This is a genomic window from Lentzea sp. NPDC060358 (assembly GCF_042725365.1).
Taxonomy (GTDB): domain Bacteria; phylum Actinomycetota; class Actinomycetes; order Mycobacteriales; family Pseudonocardiaceae; genus Lentzea.
The window spans coordinates 15,055-32,874 of record NZ_JBHXCW010000074.1 but is presented as its reverse complement, the minus strand read 5'-3'; the positions used below and the strand labels follow the sequence as shown (position 1 = coordinate 32,874).

At 70.3% G+C, this 17,820-nt stretch carries 15 protein-coding genes; 5 read left to right on the top strand and 10 right to left on the bottom strand.

Features of this window, described 5'->3' with window-relative positions:
- Nucleotides 1-282: 282 nt before the first annotated feature.
- Complete coding sequence (gene ndk, locus ACFWGZ_RS17965; RefSeq protein WP_382452640.1) at nucleotides 283-693, bottom strand: nucleoside-diphosphate kinase; 411 nt, start codon at nucleotides 691-693, stop codon at nucleotides 283-285.
- Nucleotides 694-771: 78 nt separating this feature from the next.
- Between ndk and ACFWGZ_RS17960 the strand changes: the two genes are divergently transcribed.
- Nucleotides 772-1,389 carry a hypothetical protein gene (locus ACFWGZ_RS17960; protein ID WP_382452639.1) on the top strand — a complete coding sequence of 206 codons (618 nt, stop codon included), beginning with the start codon at nucleotides 772-774 and terminating at the stop codon, nucleotides 1,387-1,389.
- Here ACFWGZ_RS17960 and ACFWGZ_RS17955 read toward each other — a convergent pair.
- The 9 genes from ACFWGZ_RS17955 to ACFWGZ_RS17915 form a co-directional block, all read right to left on the bottom strand.
- Nucleotides 1,386-2,828: a DHA2 family efflux MFS transporter permease subunit gene (locus ACFWGZ_RS17955; protein ID WP_382452638.1), complete on the bottom strand. Its 1,443-nt coding sequence runs from the start codon at nucleotides 2,826-2,828 to the stop codon at nucleotides 1,386-1,388. The genes ACFWGZ_RS17960 and ACFWGZ_RS17955 overlap by 4 nt on opposite strands.
- Nucleotides 2,829-2,868: 40 nt before the next feature.
- On the bottom strand, nucleotides 2,869-3,351 hold the full coding sequence (locus ACFWGZ_RS17950) for a MarR family winged helix-turn-helix transcriptional regulator (RefSeq protein WP_382452637.1): 483 nt from the start codon (nucleotides 3,349-3,351) through the stop codon (nucleotides 2,869-2,871).
- 50 nt (nucleotides 3,352-3,401) lie between these two features.
- Nucleotides 3,402-8,711 carry a pullulanase-type alpha-1,6-glucosidase gene (pulA, locus tag ACFWGZ_RS17945; protein ID WP_382452636.1) on the bottom strand — a complete coding sequence of 1,770 codons (5,310 nt, stop codon included), beginning with the start codon at nucleotides 8,709-8,711 and terminating at the stop codon, nucleotides 3,402-3,404.
- A gap of 184 nt (nucleotides 8,712-8,895) precedes the next feature.
- Entirely contained in the window at nucleotides 8,896-10,137 is a 1,242-nt protein-coding gene (locus ACFWGZ_RS17940) for a hypothetical protein (protein WP_382452635.1), read from the bottom strand.
- 21 nt (nucleotides 10,138-10,158) lie between these two features.
- Nucleotides 10,159-11,667, bottom strand: coding sequence for an alkaline phosphatase D family protein (locus tag ACFWGZ_RS17935; RefSeq protein WP_382452634.1), 1,509 nt, complete (start codon nucleotides 11,665-11,667; stop codon nucleotides 10,159-10,161).
- A 68-nt stretch (nucleotides 11,668-11,735) separates the two neighbouring features.
- Nucleotides 11,736-12,434 carry an ESX secretion-associated protein EspG gene (locus ACFWGZ_RS17930; protein ID WP_382452633.1) on the bottom strand — a complete coding sequence of 233 codons (699 nt, stop codon included), beginning with the start codon at nucleotides 12,432-12,434 and terminating at the stop codon, nucleotides 11,736-11,738.
- A 1-nt stretch (nucleotide 12,435) separates the two neighbouring features.
- On the bottom strand, nucleotides 12,436-13,806 hold the full coding sequence (locus ACFWGZ_RS17925; RefSeq protein ID WP_382452632.1) for a hypothetical protein: 1,371 nt from the start codon (nucleotides 13,804-13,806) through the stop codon (nucleotides 12,436-12,438).
- The gene (locus ACFWGZ_RS17920; RefSeq protein ID WP_382452631.1) at nucleotides 13,803-14,411 is read right to left on the bottom strand and encodes a DUF3558 domain-containing protein; all 609 of its coding nucleotides are present in this window, start codon (nucleotides 14,409-14,411) and stop codon (nucleotides 13,803-13,805) included. The genes ACFWGZ_RS17925 and ACFWGZ_RS17920 overlap by 4 nt, the downstream gene beginning before the upstream one ends.
- 4 nt (nucleotides 14,412-14,415) lie before the next feature.
- Nucleotides 14,416-14,721 carry a PE domain-containing protein gene (locus ACFWGZ_RS17915; protein WP_382452630.1) on the bottom strand — a complete coding sequence of 102 codons (306 nt, stop codon included), beginning with the start codon at nucleotides 14,719-14,721 and terminating at the stop codon, nucleotides 14,416-14,418.
- 263 nt (nucleotides 14,722-14,984) lie between these two features.
- On the opposite strand from ACFWGZ_RS17915, the gene ACFWGZ_RS17910 reads away from it, so the two are divergent.
- Genes ACFWGZ_RS17910 through ACFWGZ_RS17895 form a run of 4 tightly spaced genes read left to right on the top strand, consistent with a single transcriptional unit; the run spans nucleotide 14,985 to nucleotide 17,810 of the window.
- Nucleotides 14,985-15,959: a DUF6346 domain-containing protein gene (locus ACFWGZ_RS17910; RefSeq protein ID WP_382452629.1), complete on the top strand. Its 975-nt coding sequence runs from the start codon at nucleotides 14,985-14,987 to the stop codon at nucleotides 15,957-15,959.
- A 37-nt stretch (nucleotides 15,960-15,996) separates the two neighbouring features.
- The gene (locus ACFWGZ_RS17905; protein ID WP_382452628.1) at nucleotides 15,997-16,449 is read left to right on the top strand and encodes a YbaB/EbfC family nucleoid-associated protein; all 453 of its coding nucleotides are present in this window, start codon (nucleotides 15,997-15,999) and stop codon (nucleotides 16,447-16,449) included.
- 9 nt (nucleotides 16,450-16,458) lie between these two features.
- Nucleotides 16,459-16,767, top strand: coding sequence for a type VII secretion target (locus tag ACFWGZ_RS17900; protein ID WP_382452627.1), 309 nt, complete (start codon nucleotides 16,459-16,461; stop codon nucleotides 16,765-16,767).
- Entirely contained in the window at nucleotides 16,767-17,810 is a 1,044-nt protein-coding gene (locus ACFWGZ_RS17895; RefSeq protein WP_382452626.1) for a hypothetical protein, read from the top strand. Before ACFWGZ_RS17900 ends, ACFWGZ_RS17895 begins: the two co-directional genes overlap by 1 nt.
- The last annotated feature ends 10 nt before the right edge of the window (nucleotides 17,811-17,820 follow it).

The window sequence follows — 17,820 nt, the reverse complement described above, 5'->3', positions numbered from 1 at the left end:
CCACCGCAACGAAACAAAACTACCCACCCGCCGGCCGCCCAAAGCAACAGGCGTGCCATCAACCCGCGACCGGCGCGGTGCCCCCGATCAGATTGCCGGGGGTCTGGGGGCAGCGCCCCCAGGTGGAAGCACGCAAGGCGACAGCACACCAACGCAACAGGGGAACGCACCAGGGAACGCAACAGGGGAACGCATGCTCACGCAGGCGTCCCCCTGAGAGAAGACCCCCTTGCAACTCAACCTACTCAGGGGGTCTGACAAGATCGAAAACCAAAGGCAAGATCAGAGGTTCGGGAACCAGATCTTGATCTCCCGCTCCGCCGACTCGGCCGAGTCCGACCCGTGCACCAGGTTGTACTGCACCTCGGTGCCGAAGTCGCCGCGGATCGTGCCGGGCGTGGCCTTCTCGACGGGGTCGGTCCCACCGGCGAGCTGGCGGAACGCCGGGATCGCCCGGACGCCCTCGACGACGATGGCGACCAGCGGGCCACCGGTGATGAAGTCGACCAGGTCGCCGTAGAACGGCTTGCCGTCGTGCTCGGCGTAGTGCTGCTCGGCGGTGGCGCGGTCGGCCGTCCGCAGTTCCAGGGCGGCGAGCTTGAGGCCCTTGCGCTCGATGCGGGCGATCACCTCGCCGACGAGACCACGCTCAACGCCATCGGGCTTAACGAGAACCAGGGTGCGCTCGGACACGACGGTACGACTCCTCGGAGAACAGGTACGGGATGTGCGGACAGGGTAGCGAACGCCCCAGCTGACATAGTGCGCAGCGTGAGTGCAAAGCACACCGGATCCGCACTGACGGGCGCCGCGGTCCTGTTCGTTCTGCTGAGGCTCCTCGCGGTCTCCCACTACGACTGGCACACGGCGTTCGCTCTTCTGCACACGCTCGAACTGGACGACGCGCCCGGGCTGTTCCTCGGCACGTTCATGGCGGACGACCGCATCAGCACGGTTCTGCTGATGGTCGTCACGCCGGCGACGTTCTTCTACTACGTCCGCACCCGCAAGGAGCCCGACCACGCGCACGCGACGCCGTTGCTGGCGCTGATCGTGCTGGCGGCGCTGATGGTGTCCCACACGCTGACCTACCACCGCTGGTGGATCGCGCCGGGCGCGGTGGTGATCGGCGCGGCGATGGTGCTGGCGATCCGCAACGCGCGGTGGCTGCTCCAGTGGTTCGCGTGGATCCTCGCGGGCACCGCGCTCGCGGTCGCCGCCGTCGTCAGCACGCCGTGGGTGCCGAAGGAGCGCATCAACGACGAGGGCGAGGTCTACATCTTCGAGACCAGTCCCGGCTTCCTGAAGGTCCTCGACGCGCGGGACCGGGAGTTCCGGATCCTGCGCACCGAGGACGTTCGAAAGCGCGAGGAGCTCGCCGACCACTAGTGCACGAGCACCGGCTGCGCCTCGCGGTCGACGGCGACCTGGCGCAGCACGAACACCGCCAGGCCGAGAGCCACCGCCACGAGCACGGCGGAGATCCAGAACGCCAGGTGGAAGCCCGCGGTCAGCGCCTCCAGGCGGCCCACGCCGGACGCGAGCAGCGACGCCGTGTACGAGGTGGAGGTCGTGGCCAGGACGGCCAGGCCGAGAGCGCCGCCCACCTGCGCCGTGGTGTTCACCAGGCCGGACGCGAGGCCCGCCTCGTCGTGCGAGGCACCGGACATCGCGAGCGACATCAGGGCCGGGAACGACAGGCCCAGGCCGATGCCCAGCGGTGCCACCGCGGGCAGGATGTCCGCGACGTACGAGCCGTCGACCGGCACCTGCGTGAACACCACCATGCCGGCCAGCATGAACAGCAGGCCCACGATCAGCATGTTCCGCTCGCCGAACCGGGAGTTCAGGCGCGCCGAGAGCGACACCGAGAACACCGCGATGGCTCCCGCGACCGGCATGAACGCCAGGCCGATCTGCAGCGGCGTGTACCGCAGCACGAGCTGCATGTAGAGGGTGCCGAGGAAGAACAGGCCGAACATGCCGGCGACCATCGAGATCTGCACGAGGTTCGCGCCGGTCACGTTGCGGGACCGGAACACCCGCAGCGGCAGCAACGGCTTCGCGGCGGTCCGCTGCCTCAGCACGAAGCCCGCGAGCAGGGCCAGCGCCACGAAGCCCAGGCCCAGCGTGTGCAGGGAACCGAAGCCGTGGTGCTCGGCCTTCACGATCGTGTAGACGCCGAGCATCACGGCGGCCACGATCAGCAGCGCGCCGAGGACGTCCGCCCCCTCGCGCAGCCCCAGCCCCCGCGAGTCGGGCACCAGGCGCACGGCGGCGACGGCGGCCACCAGGCCGATCGGGATGTTCACGAAGAAGATCCAGTGCCACGACAGGGCGTCGGTCAGCACGCCGCCGAGCAGCAGGCCGAGGGACGCGCCCGCCGCCGCGACGAAGCTGAACACGCCGATGGCGCGCCGCTGCTCGTCCTTGCCCGGGAACATCGTCACGACCATGCCCAGGGTCACGGACGTGGCCAGCGCACCGCCCGCACCCTGCACGAACCGCGACACGATCAGCATCTCGGCGCTCAGCGACAGCCCGCACAGCAGTGACGCGACCGTGAAGACGCCGAGGCCGATCAGGAACACCCTCTTGTGCCCGATCAGGTCACCGAGACGACCCGCGAGCAGGAGCAGACCGCCGTAGGCGATCAGGTACGCGTTCACCACCCACGCGAGGCCGGCCTGGCCGAACTCGAGGTCCTCCGCGATCGCGGGCAGCGCGACGTTCACGATCGTCTGGTCCAGCACGATCATCAACATCCCCGCGCACAGCACGATCAGCGCGAGCCAGCGCGCGTCGGTCTTCGATCCCCCTGAAGTCATGAGAGGAACCGTAACAGATAGTTTTTTACGGGACTATCTTCTACCCGATGGCATGACGCAGAGCACGCTTGCGGGGCGGCTTCTCGCACGGCATCGGGGTGCTCAACCGGTCTCCGACCAGCCGCGTCAGACCGCCGACCAGGCCCGCCCGCTCGTCGTCCGGCAGCGAGCCCAGCACGCTGCCGACGACCTCCTCGTAGAGGTCGTCCGCCTTCGCGACGATCTCGCGGCCCAGCTCGGTCACGACGACGACGCGGGCGCGGCGGTCGTGGGGCGACGGCCGGCGCTCGGCGTAGCCGGCGGACTCGAGCACGTCCAGGGTGACGACCATGGTCGTCTTGTCGATGCTGACGATGTCGGCGATCTCGGTCTGCGTCAGGCCCGCGTCCAGGGCGCTGGACAACACGCAGCGGGCTCGCGGAGTCAGTCCGATCTCCGCGAGCCGCGCCGTCAGTTCGGTCTCCAGTGCGTGACCCGCCCGGTGCAGCAGCATCATCAGGTCGGTACACCCCTTCGTGCCCATGAGCACCAAGGTACCAAACTGATCCAGAACCAAACTATTTCTCAGCGGAACTATCGCTCCAGCACGACCACCGACCGCGCCGCGCCCGCCTTCTTCTCCCCGGTCAGCGGCTTCCAGTCACCGGCGGGCAGCGCGACGACCTTGTCCACCGGGAACGGGTTGATCACCACGACCAGCCCGCGGCGAGCGCGGTCGACGTCGGGTCCGACCGTGTCGTCGACGTGCATGACGATCACACCGGGTTCGGCGGCCGGGAATGACACCTTCTGCTGCACCAGGTCGGCCGAACCGAGCGAGAACAGCGGCGACGACTGGCGGATCCGCAGCAGTTCCAGGGTCGCGTCCAGTGAGGCCCTCATGTCCGCGGACGACGGCTTCGCCAGGCCCAGCAACGGCTTCGCGTACGGCCACTTCGCCTCGTTGTCGGCGGCGGGCGGCAGACCTCGGCCGAAACCGTTGTCGCGCAACGACGGGTCGTAGGCGTTGAACCAGTCACCGGAGTCGTAGCTGTTGCGGTCCAGCGACTTCGAGCGCAGGAACTCGGTCCCGGCGTGCACGAACGGCCGCCCCTGCCCGAGCAGCGCCGGTGCCAGTGCCACCGTCTGCATCTTCACGCGGTCCGCCATCGACGTCCCGGGCCTGAGCTTGAACATCAACGCGTCGAACAACGCCTCGTTGTCGTGCGCGTCGACGTACGTGATCGCCTCCAGCGGCTGCCCGGTGTACCCGGCGGGAGAACCGTTGTAGTCCACGTCGCGTCCCGAGACGACCGGTCCGGCGGTGGAACGGAACCGGTACGACGCCATGTTGCCGGCCATGCCGAGCTTCACGAGGTCGCTGTAGTTCTCCAGCCGCGCGGCCACGTTCCCGTTGGCGGGCGAGGAGTTCACGTCCCCGGCGAGCCCCGAGCCGAGGCCCTGCACGCGCGGGTCGTCGTCGAACGGGCCGCCGCCGCGCACCGCGTCGCGGAGCCGGTCGCTGAACGTGCCGACGCCCGTGCCCGCCATGTTCGCCTGGGTGGCCTGCTCGAACCGGGCGTTGCCGGCGACCTCGCCGAAGTCCCAGCCCTCGCCGTAGACGCCGATCTTGCGGCCGTCGACGCCGTCGCGTTCGACGGTCAGCGCGTCCAGAGCCGCGCGCACCGCGAGGATGTTCGCCTTCGGGTGGTGGCCCATCAGGTCGAACCGGAACCCGTCGACCTTGTAGTTGCGGGCCCAGCGCACCACCGAGTCGACGACGAGCTTGCCCATCATGGCGTTCTCGGTCGCGGTGTTCGCGCAGCACGTGGAGTTGGCGACCGAACCGTCGAGCTCGAGCCGCTGGTAGTAGCCGGGCACGACCTTGTCCAGCACGGACGTGGGCGCGTCACCGGAGGCCGCCGTGTGGTTGTAGACGACGTCCACCACCACGCGGTTGCCGTTGTCGTGCAACGACTTCACCATCTCGCGGTACTGCTTCGACCGCGCCCACCCGTTCTGCGCGTCCGCCGTGGCGTACGAGCCCTCAGGCACGTCGTAGTGGAACGGGTCGTAGCCCCAGTTGAAGCCGTCCTTCGCCGCGACCGCGCCGACACACGCCTGCTGCTGGTCGGAGTCGGCCGGCAGCGACTTCAGGTCGCACGCGGGGGTGGCCTGGTCGGAGCGCTTCTCGGGGATCGTGGCGATGTCGAAGGTCGGCAGCAGATGCACGGTGTCCATGCCCGCCGCGGCCAGCGTCCTCAGGTGCTTCATGCCGGTCGAGTCGCGGTGCGTGAACGCCCTGTACGTGCCGCGGTCGCCGGCCGGGACTGACTGGTCGCCGATCGAGAAGTCCCGCACGTGCAGCTCGGTGATCGCGCCGCCCATGCCCTTCGCGACGTCCTTCGCCCACCCGGACGGCATCGTCCGGCTGTCCTTCAGGTCGGCGAACTGCGAGTGCGTCGAGTTCACCGACAGCGCGACGGAGTACGGGTCGGTGACCACGGCCGTGCGCTCCCAGTTGGTGACCTCGAACTGGTAGTACCTGTTCTTCCAGTCGCCCTCGCCGGACCAGGCACCCGACGCGTCGTCGCGCTGGAGCTGCACGACCTTCTTCGGCTCGCCGGACGGCTCGTCGAAGAGGCGCAGCTTCACGTTCCGCGCGGTCGGCGCCCACAGCCGGACCGACGCACGGCCGCGGTCGAACGACGGCCCGAACGTCAGCTTCGTCGCCGCGGCGGCATAGCGGTCGTCCAGCACGCCCGCGATCTGCACGCCCGTGCGGTGCCGGATCGCCCCGCCCGCGTCGACGTGCACGGCGGAGAGCCTGTCCCGCAACGCCTCGTCGGCGAACCCGCGCACGGCGAACACCGGCAGTCCCCTCAGGTGCGGGAACTGCGCCGGAACGGCCTCGGTCGTCGGCGAGAGCCGCAGCACCTTGCCGCCGTGCTCGAGCCGGTAGCCGTCGGACTGCACGGTGGGCACGTCCCAGACGACCTTGTCCTTCGCGATCCAGATCGCCTTCGCCTTGGTCAGGTCGTCATCGGCGGCCGGGCCGGCGTTGGGCGGCAGCAGATAGGTCTCGTTCCCCTGCAACTGCCACACCTCGTTCCCCTTCTGGCCCAGGTCCAGGAACTGGTCGGCGCCGGGGTCCTTGGTGTCGCCGCGGTGCAGGATGTAGCTCAGGCCCGCCGCGCCGGCCGCGAGCGGCACCGACCAGTAGACGCCGAACGCGTCACGTCCGTCCGGCACCCGCGACTGGGTCCAGCCCGGCGACGGTTCCGCGGAGCCCGTCCAGTGGTACATCGTCCAGTCGGTGTAGTCGCCGTCCGGCCGGTTGTAGTGGATCACCGCACGGTTCTCCGCAGCGGCTTTCGAGGCGTGCACCTTGCCGTTCGCCACCCACGCGTGACCGCTGGTGAACTTGCCGGAAGCCTCGGCGGTCGTGCCGCGGACGACCGAGAAGTCGGTGGTGGGCGGCAGTTCGGCGATGCCGTTGGTGAACGGCACGTCGGCCCGTCCGGCGACGCGCACGACAGCTCCCGCGGCGTCTCCGACGTGGTGCACGACCGCCTTGCCGGTGGCCGCCTGCTCGGACGGGTGCACGGCCGGGTCGCCCTGCTTCAGCCACACCTCGGGCGTCACGCCCGGATCGACGAACCGGTCGACGGAGGTGTCCTTCTCGTCACCCCTGTGCGCGATGAGCCCGACGGACTTGGCGCCCGGCTTCAGCTTCACCCAGGCGAAGCGCCCGTAGGCGTCCTCCCCCGCGAACGGCGCCGGCGCGCCCCACTCGGTGGGCGTCTCGACATCGCCCCAGACGTGCAGGCCCCAGCCGTCGTAGTTGTCGCGCGCGTAGTGCACGACCAGCCAGTCCGGGTTCTTCGTGCCGGGGTCCTGCACCGGCGGCGCGGCGACGAGAGTCACGAACGCCCCGTCCGCGCCGATCTCGCCGGACTTCGCGACCACGCGCAGTTCGACGCGCTTGCCGACCGCCGCGCCCGGAAGTGCCGACAGGTCAGCGAAAACGCGGTACGGCGCGGCGTCGTCGGTGCCGAGCACGGTCCAGTCGCGAGTGCCCTCGACGCGGGCGGCGAAGGTGGCGGCGGCGTTGGGCGCGCCGATGCCGTCCGCGCGGAGCTCGACCCGCTCGTCCAGCACGGTTCCGGCCGCCGGGGCGACCAGCGTCGGCGTCGGCTTCGACTTCGCGACGTCGCTGGTTCCCTTGAGCACCACGGTCGACAGCGCGGGCACGGTGACCGTGACGCGGCCGTTCCGGATCTGCGCACCTTCGAAGCCCGCGGACGACACGGGCACGGTGACGGTCGCGGGCGACGTGCCGGCGTTGGCGACAACGAGGTGCTCGCGGCCGAGGATGCGGCTGAACGCGAACACGTCCCCTTCGGCGTACCTCAGCACCTGGTTGCCGTCACGCCACACCGGGTCCTTGTCGACCTGCGCCGCGAGCGCCTTGAGCTGCTGGTAGAGCGGGTGCGAGGGGGCGAAGTTGTCCATCGCGCCCGTGCGGTCGGAGCCGATCAGCTTCTCCGCCATGTACTCGGGCGTCTTGGAGGCGAACATGTCCTGGCGGGCCAGCTTGTCGCCGCCCGTGCCCGCGAAGCCCTGCTCGTCGCCGTAGTAGACGACCGGGTTGCCGCGCCACAGGTACATCAGCTGGTTGCCGAGCTTGAGCCGCTCGAGCAGTTCGGCGTCGGAGATGCCGGGCCGGTCGTTGCGGATCATCCAGGCGATGCGGCCCATGTCGTGGTTGCCGAGGAACGTCGGCAGCGACGAGGCGTTGGAGTCGGCGTCGGTGTAGCGGTCGTCGTCGAGCAGCACCTCGCCGAGGCGCTGGGAGCCCTTGCCGGACAGGAAGGCCTGCGCGCTGCTCTGGAACGGGAAGTCGAGCGTGGCCTGCATCCTGCCGGTGGTCGTGTACTTCGAGGTGTTCTCGGCCGAGGAGTCGAAGACCTCGCCGAAGACGAAGAAGTCCTTCTTGCCCTTGCGGTTCGCGTACTGCTTCACGTGCGGCGCGAGGGCCTGCCAGAACTCCAGGTTGACGTGCTTGACGGTGTCGACGCGGTAGCCGTCGATGTCGAGCGTGTCGATCCAGCTCGTGAAGATGTCCTTCATGCCGTTCACCACGCGCGGGTGCTCGGTCATCAGGTCGTCGAGGCCGGAGAAGTCGCCCTGCTCGCTCGACTCACCGGAGAACGTCGAGTCGCCGCGGTTGTGGTAGAGCGTGGAGTCGTTGAGCCACAACGGGAACTTCGTCGGCCCGTCCTTGACCGGCGTGTGCGGGAACGACTTCTGCGCGTCGAGCTTCGGGAAGTCCTTCTTGCCCGCGTAGTCGCCGAGGTCGAACGGCTTGCCGCTCGCGTCGAGGTACGGCTGGGCGCCGGTCGAGACGTACTGGTTCTTGCCCTCAGCGTACTTGATCACGTCGGCGGTGTGGTTCGCGACGATGTCGAAGAAGACCTTGATGCCGCGCCGGTGCGCGTCGCGGATCAGGTCGCGCATCTCCTGCGTGGTGCCGAAGTGCGGGTCCAGCTTGGTGAAGTCCAGGGTCCAGTAGCCGTGGTAGCCGGCGCTGTCGCCCTGCACCCAGCGGTTGAGGAACATCGGCGTCATCCAGATCGCCGTGATGCCCATGCCGTCGAGGTAGTCGAGCTTCTGCCGCAGGCCCTTGAGGTCGCCGCCGTGGTAGAAGCCCTTGTCGGCGGGGTTGAAGCCGTGCTCGGCGGTGCGGGAGCGCCCGCGGTCGTTCGACGGGTCGCCGTTCGCGAACCGGTCGGGCATCACGAAGTAGAAGCGCTCACCCCGCAGGTCGTCGCGCTTGGGCGGCAACGCGAGCCTCGCGTCCCCGTCGCGCACACCGGGCGCGACGTCCACCACCTCGCCCACGGCAAGACGTTGCGGTGGAGCGGCAACGGCCTGGACCGGTGTGAGGGGTAGTAGAACCAGTGCAGCGAGCGCGGCGACGACCCGACGCATCGCGACCTCCTTGTCGCAACTTCTTGCAGGGCTGCTGCACGAAACCACGACAAACAGCGGGAAACAATACGTCGGGCCTTGCAAATGTTTGCGGTCAGCCCGCCGAGCGCCGGTACGTGATCGCCAGGCGGAGCGGGTGCGTGCGCCACTCGTTGACCGCCATGCCCGCCACGACGCCGATGCCCTCGACGGACTCGGTCGTCGCCGGGGCGCTGCGGCTCGCCGATCCCGCCAGCGGGCCTTCGCCCGGCGGCGGTGAGAACCGGGCGACGACGACGTGCTGCCCCTCGTGCGGCTGCACGGCGAGCAGGACGTGCGGGTCGGCCTGGTCGCCGTCGTGCTCGATCGGTTCGAGGGAGAGGTGCTCACCGCGTTCGGCCGCCACACCCGCCATGCGGCCCGCCCACCGGTAGGCGTCGACGACGTCGTCGTCGGTCAGCTCGGCGTCCGCCTCCTGGAGCGTGACCTGTTCCAGGCGCGTGGCGTGCGCGGTCACGGCGCCGTCGGTGGTGAAGCGGTCGGGGAGCATCGCCTCGCCCGACTCGAGGTCGATCATGATCAGGTCGCGGAACCGGCTGTCCGCGAGCGGGGACCGGCCCAGCAGTCCGCGGCCGAGCATCTCCTTCAGCTTCGGGTCGGTGGTGCGCCAGAACGTCGTGCGGTCGCCGGCCAGCAGACCGACGAAGTCCTTGACCGGCAGGCTCGGCAGGGCCGTCACCAGCGTCTGGCCGGGCTCGACCGGCGCCGTCGCCCGCACCTGGAACGGCGGCAGCGCCGCGAACTGCGGGTCGACCCGTGCCGTGCGGACCACGTGGTGCGCCCACGCGCGCACGCGCGACAACGGGTGGTCGGGGAACCTCGCGTCGTGCTGCGGGTGGTCGCCCGCGTGGAACGGCAGCACGCCTTGCAGTTCCGGCGTGTACGGGTGCGGCTGGACCCAGTTCTCGAACCCGATCTCCGCCGCGAGCACGGCTTCGCGCGCGCCCGTCATGCCACGTTCCAGAGCCCCGAGCTGCAGCACGGCGCTGCAGGTGGCCTTGGGGATCGTGAACGAGCAGACGAACGCCTGCCCGTGCGGCTGGTCCGGCAGCGGCATCTTGATGATCCGCAGCAGCGCCGGCACCCCGTCGAGCTGGACGACGTGCGCCTCGACCAGGCAGCCGGTCTCGCCGTGGACGAGCGCGAGGTCGTGCCTGAGCCGGGGCAGGTCGACCAGCCCGGCGGGCAGGTCGGGCGTGCGGTCGTAGTAGGTCAGGACCGCCTGGTCACCACTCGGGTGCTGCCAGATGAACCGGTCGAGCTGGCGGAAACCGGTGGCGTCGAACGAGATGGGCACCCACCGACACTACGTCGGGCGTCAGGCCGCCCTGAGCGTTTTGGACCACAGCGAGGTGCCGGTCGCGTCACGCAGCCAGACCGTGAGCTCGTGCCGGGTCGCCTCGACCTCGCCGAAGTGCTGGAACCCGTCGAGCGGACTGGTGTTCGCGGCGGGCGGCGCGTGCACGAACACCGCCTGCGGACCGAACGTCGGGTCGAGGGTGTTCGGGCCGAACGCACCGGAGTGCAGCGGACCGGACACGAACTCCCAGAACGGGTCGAAGTCGCCGACGGCCGCGCGGTCGGGCGAGTAGTGGTGCGCGGCGGTGTAGTGCACGTCCGCGGTGAGCCACACGGTGTTGCGGACCTTGCGCCGCTTGAGCTCCCGCAGCACCCACGCGATCTCGTGCTCGCGGCCGTTCGGCGCGCCGGGCAGTCCGTTCGCGACGCCCTCGACGTCGGTGCCGTCCGGGACCGTGAGGCCGATCGGCAGGTCCGCCGCGATGATCTTCCAGGTGGCGGTGCTGCGGGACAGTTCCCGCACGAGCCACTGCGCCTGCTTCGCGCCGAGGATCACGCCCGGCTGGTCCTTCGGCGCGGTGTTCCTGTCCTTGTAGGTGCGCATGTCGAGCACGAAGACGTCGACGTTGCGGCCGTAGGAGAACTTCCGGTACACCCGGCCGTCCACGGCACGTGTCCGGTCGATCGGCATCCACTCGTGGAACGCCTGGAAGGCCCGCTGTGCCAGCACGTCGACGCGCTTCTCGGTGTACTGCGGGAGATCAAGAAGCTCTCCCGGGAACCAGTTGTTGGTGACCTCGTGGTCGTCCCACTGCGCGATCACCGGGACCTGCGCGGCGAACCTGCGGACGTTCTCGTCGAGGAAGTTGTAGGCGAACTGGCCGCGGTACTCGTCGAGGGTCTCGGCGACCTTCGACTTCTCCGGGGTGACGAGGTTGCGCCAGATCCGGCCGTCCGGGAGCGTCACCGCGGGCTGCATCGGGTTGTCGGAGTAGACGGTGTCGCCGCTGTGCAGGAAGAAGTCCGGCCTGCGGTCCGCCATGGCCCGGAAGATCGGCATGCCGCCGATGTCGGGGTTGATGCCCCAGCCCTGGCCCGCCACGTCACCGGACCACACGAACCGCACCTCGTCGCGGCCCAGCGGCGCGGTGGTGAAGCTGCCGGTGACGGCCTCGCTGCGGGTGCGGCCGTCGAGGTCCTCGGCGGTGACGCGGTAGTGGGCGGTGCGGCCGGGCAGCAGGTGGTCGAGGCGGACCTGGCCCGTGCCACCGGTCTCCGGCGTGAGCAGCGGCCCGCGGACGCGCCGGGAGAACCGGAACCCGGGGTCGTGGGACACCTCGACGAGCATCCGGGACGGCCGGTCGGCGCGCGTCCACACGATGCCGCCGTTCCAGGTGACGTCGCCGGACTGCACGCCGTGCGTGAGAGTCGGGCGGCCGGTCCTCGCGAGGCTGACGCCCGTGGGCGCCAGCGCGGCGGCCGTGCCGAGTGCGCCTGCCTTGAACAACGTGCGACGGTCGAAGGTCATGCGCGGTTTCTAGTCCCCCGGTCTGACCGGGGGTGGAACCGCAGGTGAACTCCGACCGTCGCCGCTCGTCAGGTGAGGCGCTTGAGCCAGTCGGTGATGATCTGGCGGGACGCGGGAGTGGCGTGCACCCACGTCTGGTGGTTCTGGTCGGTGTACTTGACCACGAGCCAGCGGCCGTCCTCGAAGTCGATCGTGGTGAGGAAGGTCTTGGCCCGCTGCCGGCCGTCCGCGCCGCGCTTGGCCGCGTACAGCTTCGCCGTGCCCTGGCGGGGCTGGGCGAGCAACTGCCGCAACGAGATCGACGGCGTGGACTTGCCGGGCTGGTGCGCCTTGAGCTCCGACTCGTGGACGTTGATCGACTGGCCCTTGCCCGCCGGGACGTCCGGCAGCTGCATCGCGAGGACCTCCGGCGCGTTCTCCGGCCGGATCGGGTGCAGCTGCACGAACCCGTTGTCGTGCACGGCGAGCACCCCGTGCTGCGCGTTCGCCGCCACGACCACGGGCCTGGTCTCGCTCGGCGTGAGGGCGATCCACGCCGAGTAGTCCGCGTCGGCCTTCGCGATCAGGTGCAGCGTGCCCCGCACGTCCGGGTGGTCGAGCCCGACCTTGCGCAGCTCACCGAGGACGTCGCGCTCGATGACGGCGCGTTCGTCCTCGGTCTCCCCCGGCGAGTCGACGGAGAGCGCCGGGTGGTACTGCCCCAGCTTCTCCTGCTTCCACAGCACGTCGAACGCGAGGTCGGACAGCTGGATGGACGACCGCAGCACGTCACCCCCCGATCGTCGGCGGCGCGACCATCGGCATGTCGCCGATGATCTCGTTGGTGTTCTCCTCGTTGACCAGGTAGTCGGCCGACTTGTGCTCCAGGTCGTCCTCCCCCTGCCCCTTCTGGCCGTGACCGCCCATGCCACCCGCACCGGCGGCACCGGGCCGGCCGGCGGCACCCGCGGCACCACCGCGCGCACCGGCGTTCGGCCCGTGGTCGCCCATGGCGCCGAACACGCCGGACTTGCCGCCGGGCTGCTGCCCGGCCGTGCCGCTCGCGTTGCCGCTGCCCAGACCGCTGCCGCTGCCGAGACCGCCGCCGCCGAAGCGACCCGATCCCCCGGAGCCGCCGCTGCCACCGCTGCCGCCGAACTTGCCGCCGCCGCTGCCGCCGGGTCCGCCGCTGAACTTGCCGCCGCCGCTGCCACCGGGCCCGCCGCCGAACTTGCCACCGCCGGTGCCGCCGCGGCCGGGACCCGTTCCGCCCGGACCGCCGATGCCCGGACCGACCGGCACCCCGATGGGCGGGATGCCCGTGTTCGGCGGCCGCTCGATCACGCCGCCGACGACGGGCCGGCCGCCACCGGTGAGGTCGCCCGGCCGCGTGATGGTGCTGGTGTCGCCACCGCCGCCCACGCCGCTGGTGCTGGTCTGGTCGCCGCCGTTGAGGCTGCCCACCCCGGTCCAGCTGCCCCCGGTCGTGCCCTGCGGCGACCCGGTCGAGCTCGGGAACGTGCCGGTGTTGCCGGTCGGCCGCCCGGCGTTGCCGATGTTGCTGGTCTTGTCCTGCCCGTTGTCGCCGCCGGTGTCGGCGATCTCGACGTTGAGGTTGTCGGCCGTGACGCCGGGGAACTCCTGTGGCAGATCACCGCGGTTGGTGTTGCTGGCGCTCTGGAACTCGCTGTAGACCTTGCGGTTGTGCGCCTCGTCGCTGTTGTAGCCGTTGACGGCGTCCTCGGCGTCGGTGTCCCACGGCGTCACGTCGTCCCAGAAGCCCGTGTCGGGCTTGCTGGCCGGCATGTCCTTGAGCTGCGCCTTGTTGTAGTTGAACTGGTAGACCTGGTTGGACAGCGAGGTGTCGGCCTGGCGCAGCGAGTCCTGCATCTGGATCATCGCCTGGTTGATGGGGTTGCCGGCGGCCTGGGCGGCGTCCGCGCTGGCACCGCTCCACGCCTCGCCCAGGGTCTCGCCGACCCGCTTGAGCCTGGTCTCGACCGAGGCGTAGGTGCTCTCCAGGGCGGCGGCGGCGTTGGCCCCGGCCTGCGCCGAGCCGGTCCCCGGACCGGTGGTCATCAGGTTGTGGATCGTGTGGCCCGAGAGCGCGTCGGCTCTGGTGTTGTCCTGGCTGAAGCAGCTGGGCGCGGGCTGGGTCATTTCGCACCTGCCTTGATCGTGGTGACGGCGAGGGTGGCGAACTCGGTGACCGCGCCACACGGGTCCGCGAACTTGGGGCTGCCGGTGACGGCCTGGATCGTGAAGAGGATCGCCTTGTCGGCGGTGGCACCCACGACGATCTCGCAATTGCCCTTCGACCGCTCGTCGGTGGCGAGGGTGAGGACCGCGGGGTAGCCCTGGACGTCGGCCATGGGCTCGAACACGGCGTAGGTGCCGTTGTCCTTGTTGCGGTAGACCGAGTCGAGGTTCGTGCCCCCGGGCAGGACCGTGAGGGCGGGAGCGACCTTGGCCGGTGTGCTCGCGCCCAGCCAGATGCAGGACGCTCCGGGCGAGCTGGTGTTCACCTTGCCCGCGACACCCGGCAACCCGAACGACTCGACCTGGGCCGGCGTGAGCGCCGAGCACGGAGCAGCCTCGACGGCGCTCAGGTCGAGCGGGTTGCGCACCTCGGGCGCTCCGCCGCCGGCGCTGGAGCTCGGCGGCGGGGTGGTGTTCGTCGGCGTGCCCGTGGCTCCGCCGCCGGTGTCACAACCTGCCAGCAGTGCGACTGCGGCGGCGCCGACGACGATGTTTCGGATGCGCAACTGCTCAGTCCTTCGGCTTGAGGTTGGCCTGGTTGCCCTGCTCGGTCAGCTCGTACTGCTGCAAGGTGGCCTTCAGGTTGTCGATGCGGGTGGTCAGCGCGTCCTGCAGCTGCTGGTTCGACTGCTGGTGCATCTGCCCCGCGTTGACCGCCCAGGTCGCGTAGACCTGGCTCGGGGTGTCGCGCCCGGCCCCCTTGACCCTGATCAACGCCTCACCCGTGTGCTTCGCGGTCATCAACTCGTCGCGGATCGACTCGTACTCCTTGATCGCGGCGCGCAGTGTCTCGAGATCGACCTTGGTCCCGCTCATCCCCAGTGCCCTCCTTGCAGAATCGTGCGTCCAGCAGCATAGCGCCAGGCCACAGGCCTCGTCCCGGTTTCAAAGCACGATCGGGTGAACAGCGGGAAGTGTCACCGCTGACAATGCGCCGGGTGACGGCGCGAAGTGCGAAGCGCTTCGTTCTTCTGCACTTTTCGTCACCTCCGCGGCACTTCGCGGCATCCCCGGCACTCGGCATTTGTTCGTTGTCCAGACAACCGGAAAAATGATTCCTGGCTGTCTAGGGTGACGGCGTGCGCGCACCAGCCTTCGGCCTCGCCGCCCTCCTCGCCCTGCTGGCCCTGGCCACGACGATCCGCACCACCGACGTGCTGCTCGGCTCCGTCGACGCCGTGCTGACCGGCACCGCCACGCCCACCGCGTGCAGCGAGCACGGGCCGGTCGGGCGGTGGGGTGTCGGCACCAGCTTCGGGTGCACGGCCGACGTGCGGTGGGACGGTGGGGGTACCGAGCAGGTCCGGTTCCAGCCGGGGCAGCTCGCGCCGGGGCAGGTCGACGTGCCGGTGTTCCGGTCCAGCAGGGCGCCCGGGGTCAACGACAGCGCCCGGTGGTTCCTCGCCGGGCCGCTCGCCGTGGTGGCGCTCGGGTTGCTGGCGTTGTGGATGGGCGGGGCCGCTGTGCTGTCGGTGGTTCCCGGCAGGGAGAGCGTGAAGGCCGAGGAGAAGTGGGCGGTGTCCAAGGCGGACGTGCGGGGCACGCCCGTCACGCGGCGGGTCCGGCGGTTGCGGTTGTACGCGTGGCTGGGGCTCGGGGCCGCGGTGGCCGAAGGGCTGGCGTCCATGCCGTTCTTCGACGCGCCGCGCCGGGTCGGCGGGTTCGTGTCGCCGTGGCCGGAGCTGGAGGACGCCTGGCTCGTCGACCTGCCGTCCGGGGTGTTCGCCGGGTTCGCCGTGCTGGTCGCGGTCGTCGTCGGGCTCGTGGCCGAGAGCGTGCACAGGGACGCGGCCCGGGTCGTCCGCTATGGACAGTCCTACCTCGACAGCCAGAAACCGGTGCCGCACAACACCGGTTGGGTGCCGGCCGCGGTGATCGCGGTGCTCGTCGTGGTCGCGGTCGTCAAGGTCGTCCTGAACGTTCCCGGACACGCGCCGGTGGTCGTGTGGCTCGCGGGGGCCAGGGACGCGGTGATCCTGGTGGCGTTGCTCGTGGTCACGGTCGGCACGCGACAGTCCGCGCGGGACATGGTCGCCCAACTCGTCCGGAACTGACGGGAACCGCCGGGGCCGTTCGCCAGTCTGAGCCTCCATGAGTTCTGCAGAACCGGGGGCTGGGCAGCAGCGGCTCGACGACTACCTGCGTCGCGTCACCGAGATCGGGCAGCGCGCTGAGGAGACGCAGGCGCAGCTCAAGGCGTTGCGGGCCGACGTGAGCAGCCCCGACCGGTCGGTGGCGGTGACGATGGCGCCGGGTGGGCGGCTGGAGAAGCTGAGCCTGACGCCGGCGGCGATGCGGATGTCGCACGACCAGCTCGCCGCCCTGATCACCGAGACCGTCGGCAGGGGGCAGGCGGCCGTCGCCCGGCAGGTGGAAACCACGATGCAGCCGTTGATCGGCGGCACGCCGGCGATGGACTTCCTGCGCGACCAGGTCACCGCGGCGCAGCAGCCGGAGGAGACCGAGGAACCGCAGCAGCAACAGCAACGACGGCCGAGCCAGCGGCCGGACGACGACGAGCCGTTCGGCACCATCTACCGGTAAGGGGTCCCGGTGTCAGATTTCACAATGGTTCCCGCCGACGTGACCAGCCACGCGGGCACCGTGCAGTCGATGGGCACGGAGCTCACGCGGGCCGCCGGGCGCGGTCAGGGCGTCGACCTGGGCGTCGACACGTACGGAATCATCGGCCAGGCCTTCAGCGTTCCCGTGCGCATCCACATCGCGGCGATCGCGAACTCCATCAACGAGCTGGCCGCCGCGCTGCCGGACGTCGCCGACGCGCTGCGCGACTGCGCGGACGTCACGCAGCAGACCGACGAGGAGCACGCCAAGCTCTTCGCCAAGTTCAGGGGGCAGTGATGGTTCTCGACGTCAGTGCGGACAACGCCACCGACGGTGCGCGGATCGTCGACACCGTCTGGAAGTGCGCGGAGGACTTCAACAACCCGAGCGACTGGGCCTTCGACGGCGTCGCGCTCGGGCTCGACGTGCTCGGGTTCGTCGCGAACCCGCTCGGCACGCTCGTGGGCGCGGGCATCGGCTGGCTGATCGAGCACGTGTCGTTCCTCAAGGAACCGCTCGACATGCTCGCCGGCGACCCCGGTGCGATCAACGTCGTCGCGGCCACCTGGGGCGAGGTCGCCAAGGCGTGCGCGAAGGTCGGCAACGACTACGCGCAGGCCGCCACCGGCCAGACCGCCACGTGGACCGGCAAGTCCGGCGACGGTTACCGCGCGGCGGCCGCCACGCTCGCCGAGCAGGTCAAGTCGCTGGAGGGGGCGGCCAACGCCGTCGCGGGCGGCATCCGCGGCACGGGGGTCCTGGTCGCGGCCGTGCGCGGCATCATCCGCGACATCGTGGCCGACGTGGTGGCGGAGTTCGTCATCGCCGCGGTGACGGCGCTCGCGACGAGCTGGTGCAGCTTCGGCGCCTCGATCGCCGCGTTCACCGGCTGGGCCGTGGCCAGGGCCGCGTCGACGGCGGGCAAGATCGCGGGCAAGGTCAGCAAGCTGCTGATGAAGCTCGCGCAGGCGGTCCGCAAGTTCGACAGGCTCAAGGGCGTGTCCGACTCGCTCGCCAAGGCCGCGGTGAACATCGGCCGCAAGGCCAAGGAGGTCGGCCGCGCGATCGGCAGGAACCACTCCTCGGTGCGGCAGATCGAGGACGGGTTCGCCGGCGCCAACAACGCGATCCGCGACAAGCTGACCTTCGGCAACGACGCCATGAAGAACGCGGCCAACCGGGTCGACGACGTCATGGCGCCGCGCGGCCGCGACGGGTTCGCCGACACCGTGAAGCCCGTCGCGCTCGGCAGGACCGGCGCGTCGGAGGCGTTCAAGGAAGGCGCGAACTGGGACGAGAGCTATGAGCAGGGTCAGCAGGAGCTCAGCGCGCAGAAGTAGCCCGCAGGCC

Coding starts and splice junctions, on each gene's coding strand:
- ACFWGZ_RS17955 (WP_382452638.1), bottom strand. CDS start 2,828: ATGACTTCAGGGGGATCGAAGACCGACGCGCGCTGGCTCGCGCTGATC.
- ACFWGZ_RS17950 (WP_382452637.1), bottom strand. CDS start 3,351: ATGGGCACGAAGGGGTGTACCGACCTGATGATGCTGCTGCACCGGGCG.
- ACFWGZ_RS17935 (WP_382452634.1), bottom strand. CDS start 11,667: ATGACCTTCGACCGTCGCACGTTGTTCAAGGCAGGCGCACTCGGCACG.
- ACFWGZ_RS17925 (WP_382452632.1), bottom strand. CDS start 13,806: ATGACCCAGCCCGCGCCCAGCTGCTTCAGCCAGGACAACACCAGAGCC.
- ACFWGZ_RS17915 (WP_382452630.1), bottom strand. CDS start 14,721: ATGAGCGGGACCAAGGTCGATCTCGAGACACTGCGCGCCGCGATCAAG.
- ACFWGZ_RS17905 (WP_382452628.1), top strand. CDS start 15,997: ATGAGTTCTGCAGAACCGGGGGCTGGGCAGCAGCGGCTCGACGACTAC.
- ACFWGZ_RS17895 (WP_382452626.1), top strand. CDS start 16,767: ATGGTTCTCGACGTCAGTGCGGACAACGCCACCGACGGTGCGCGGATC.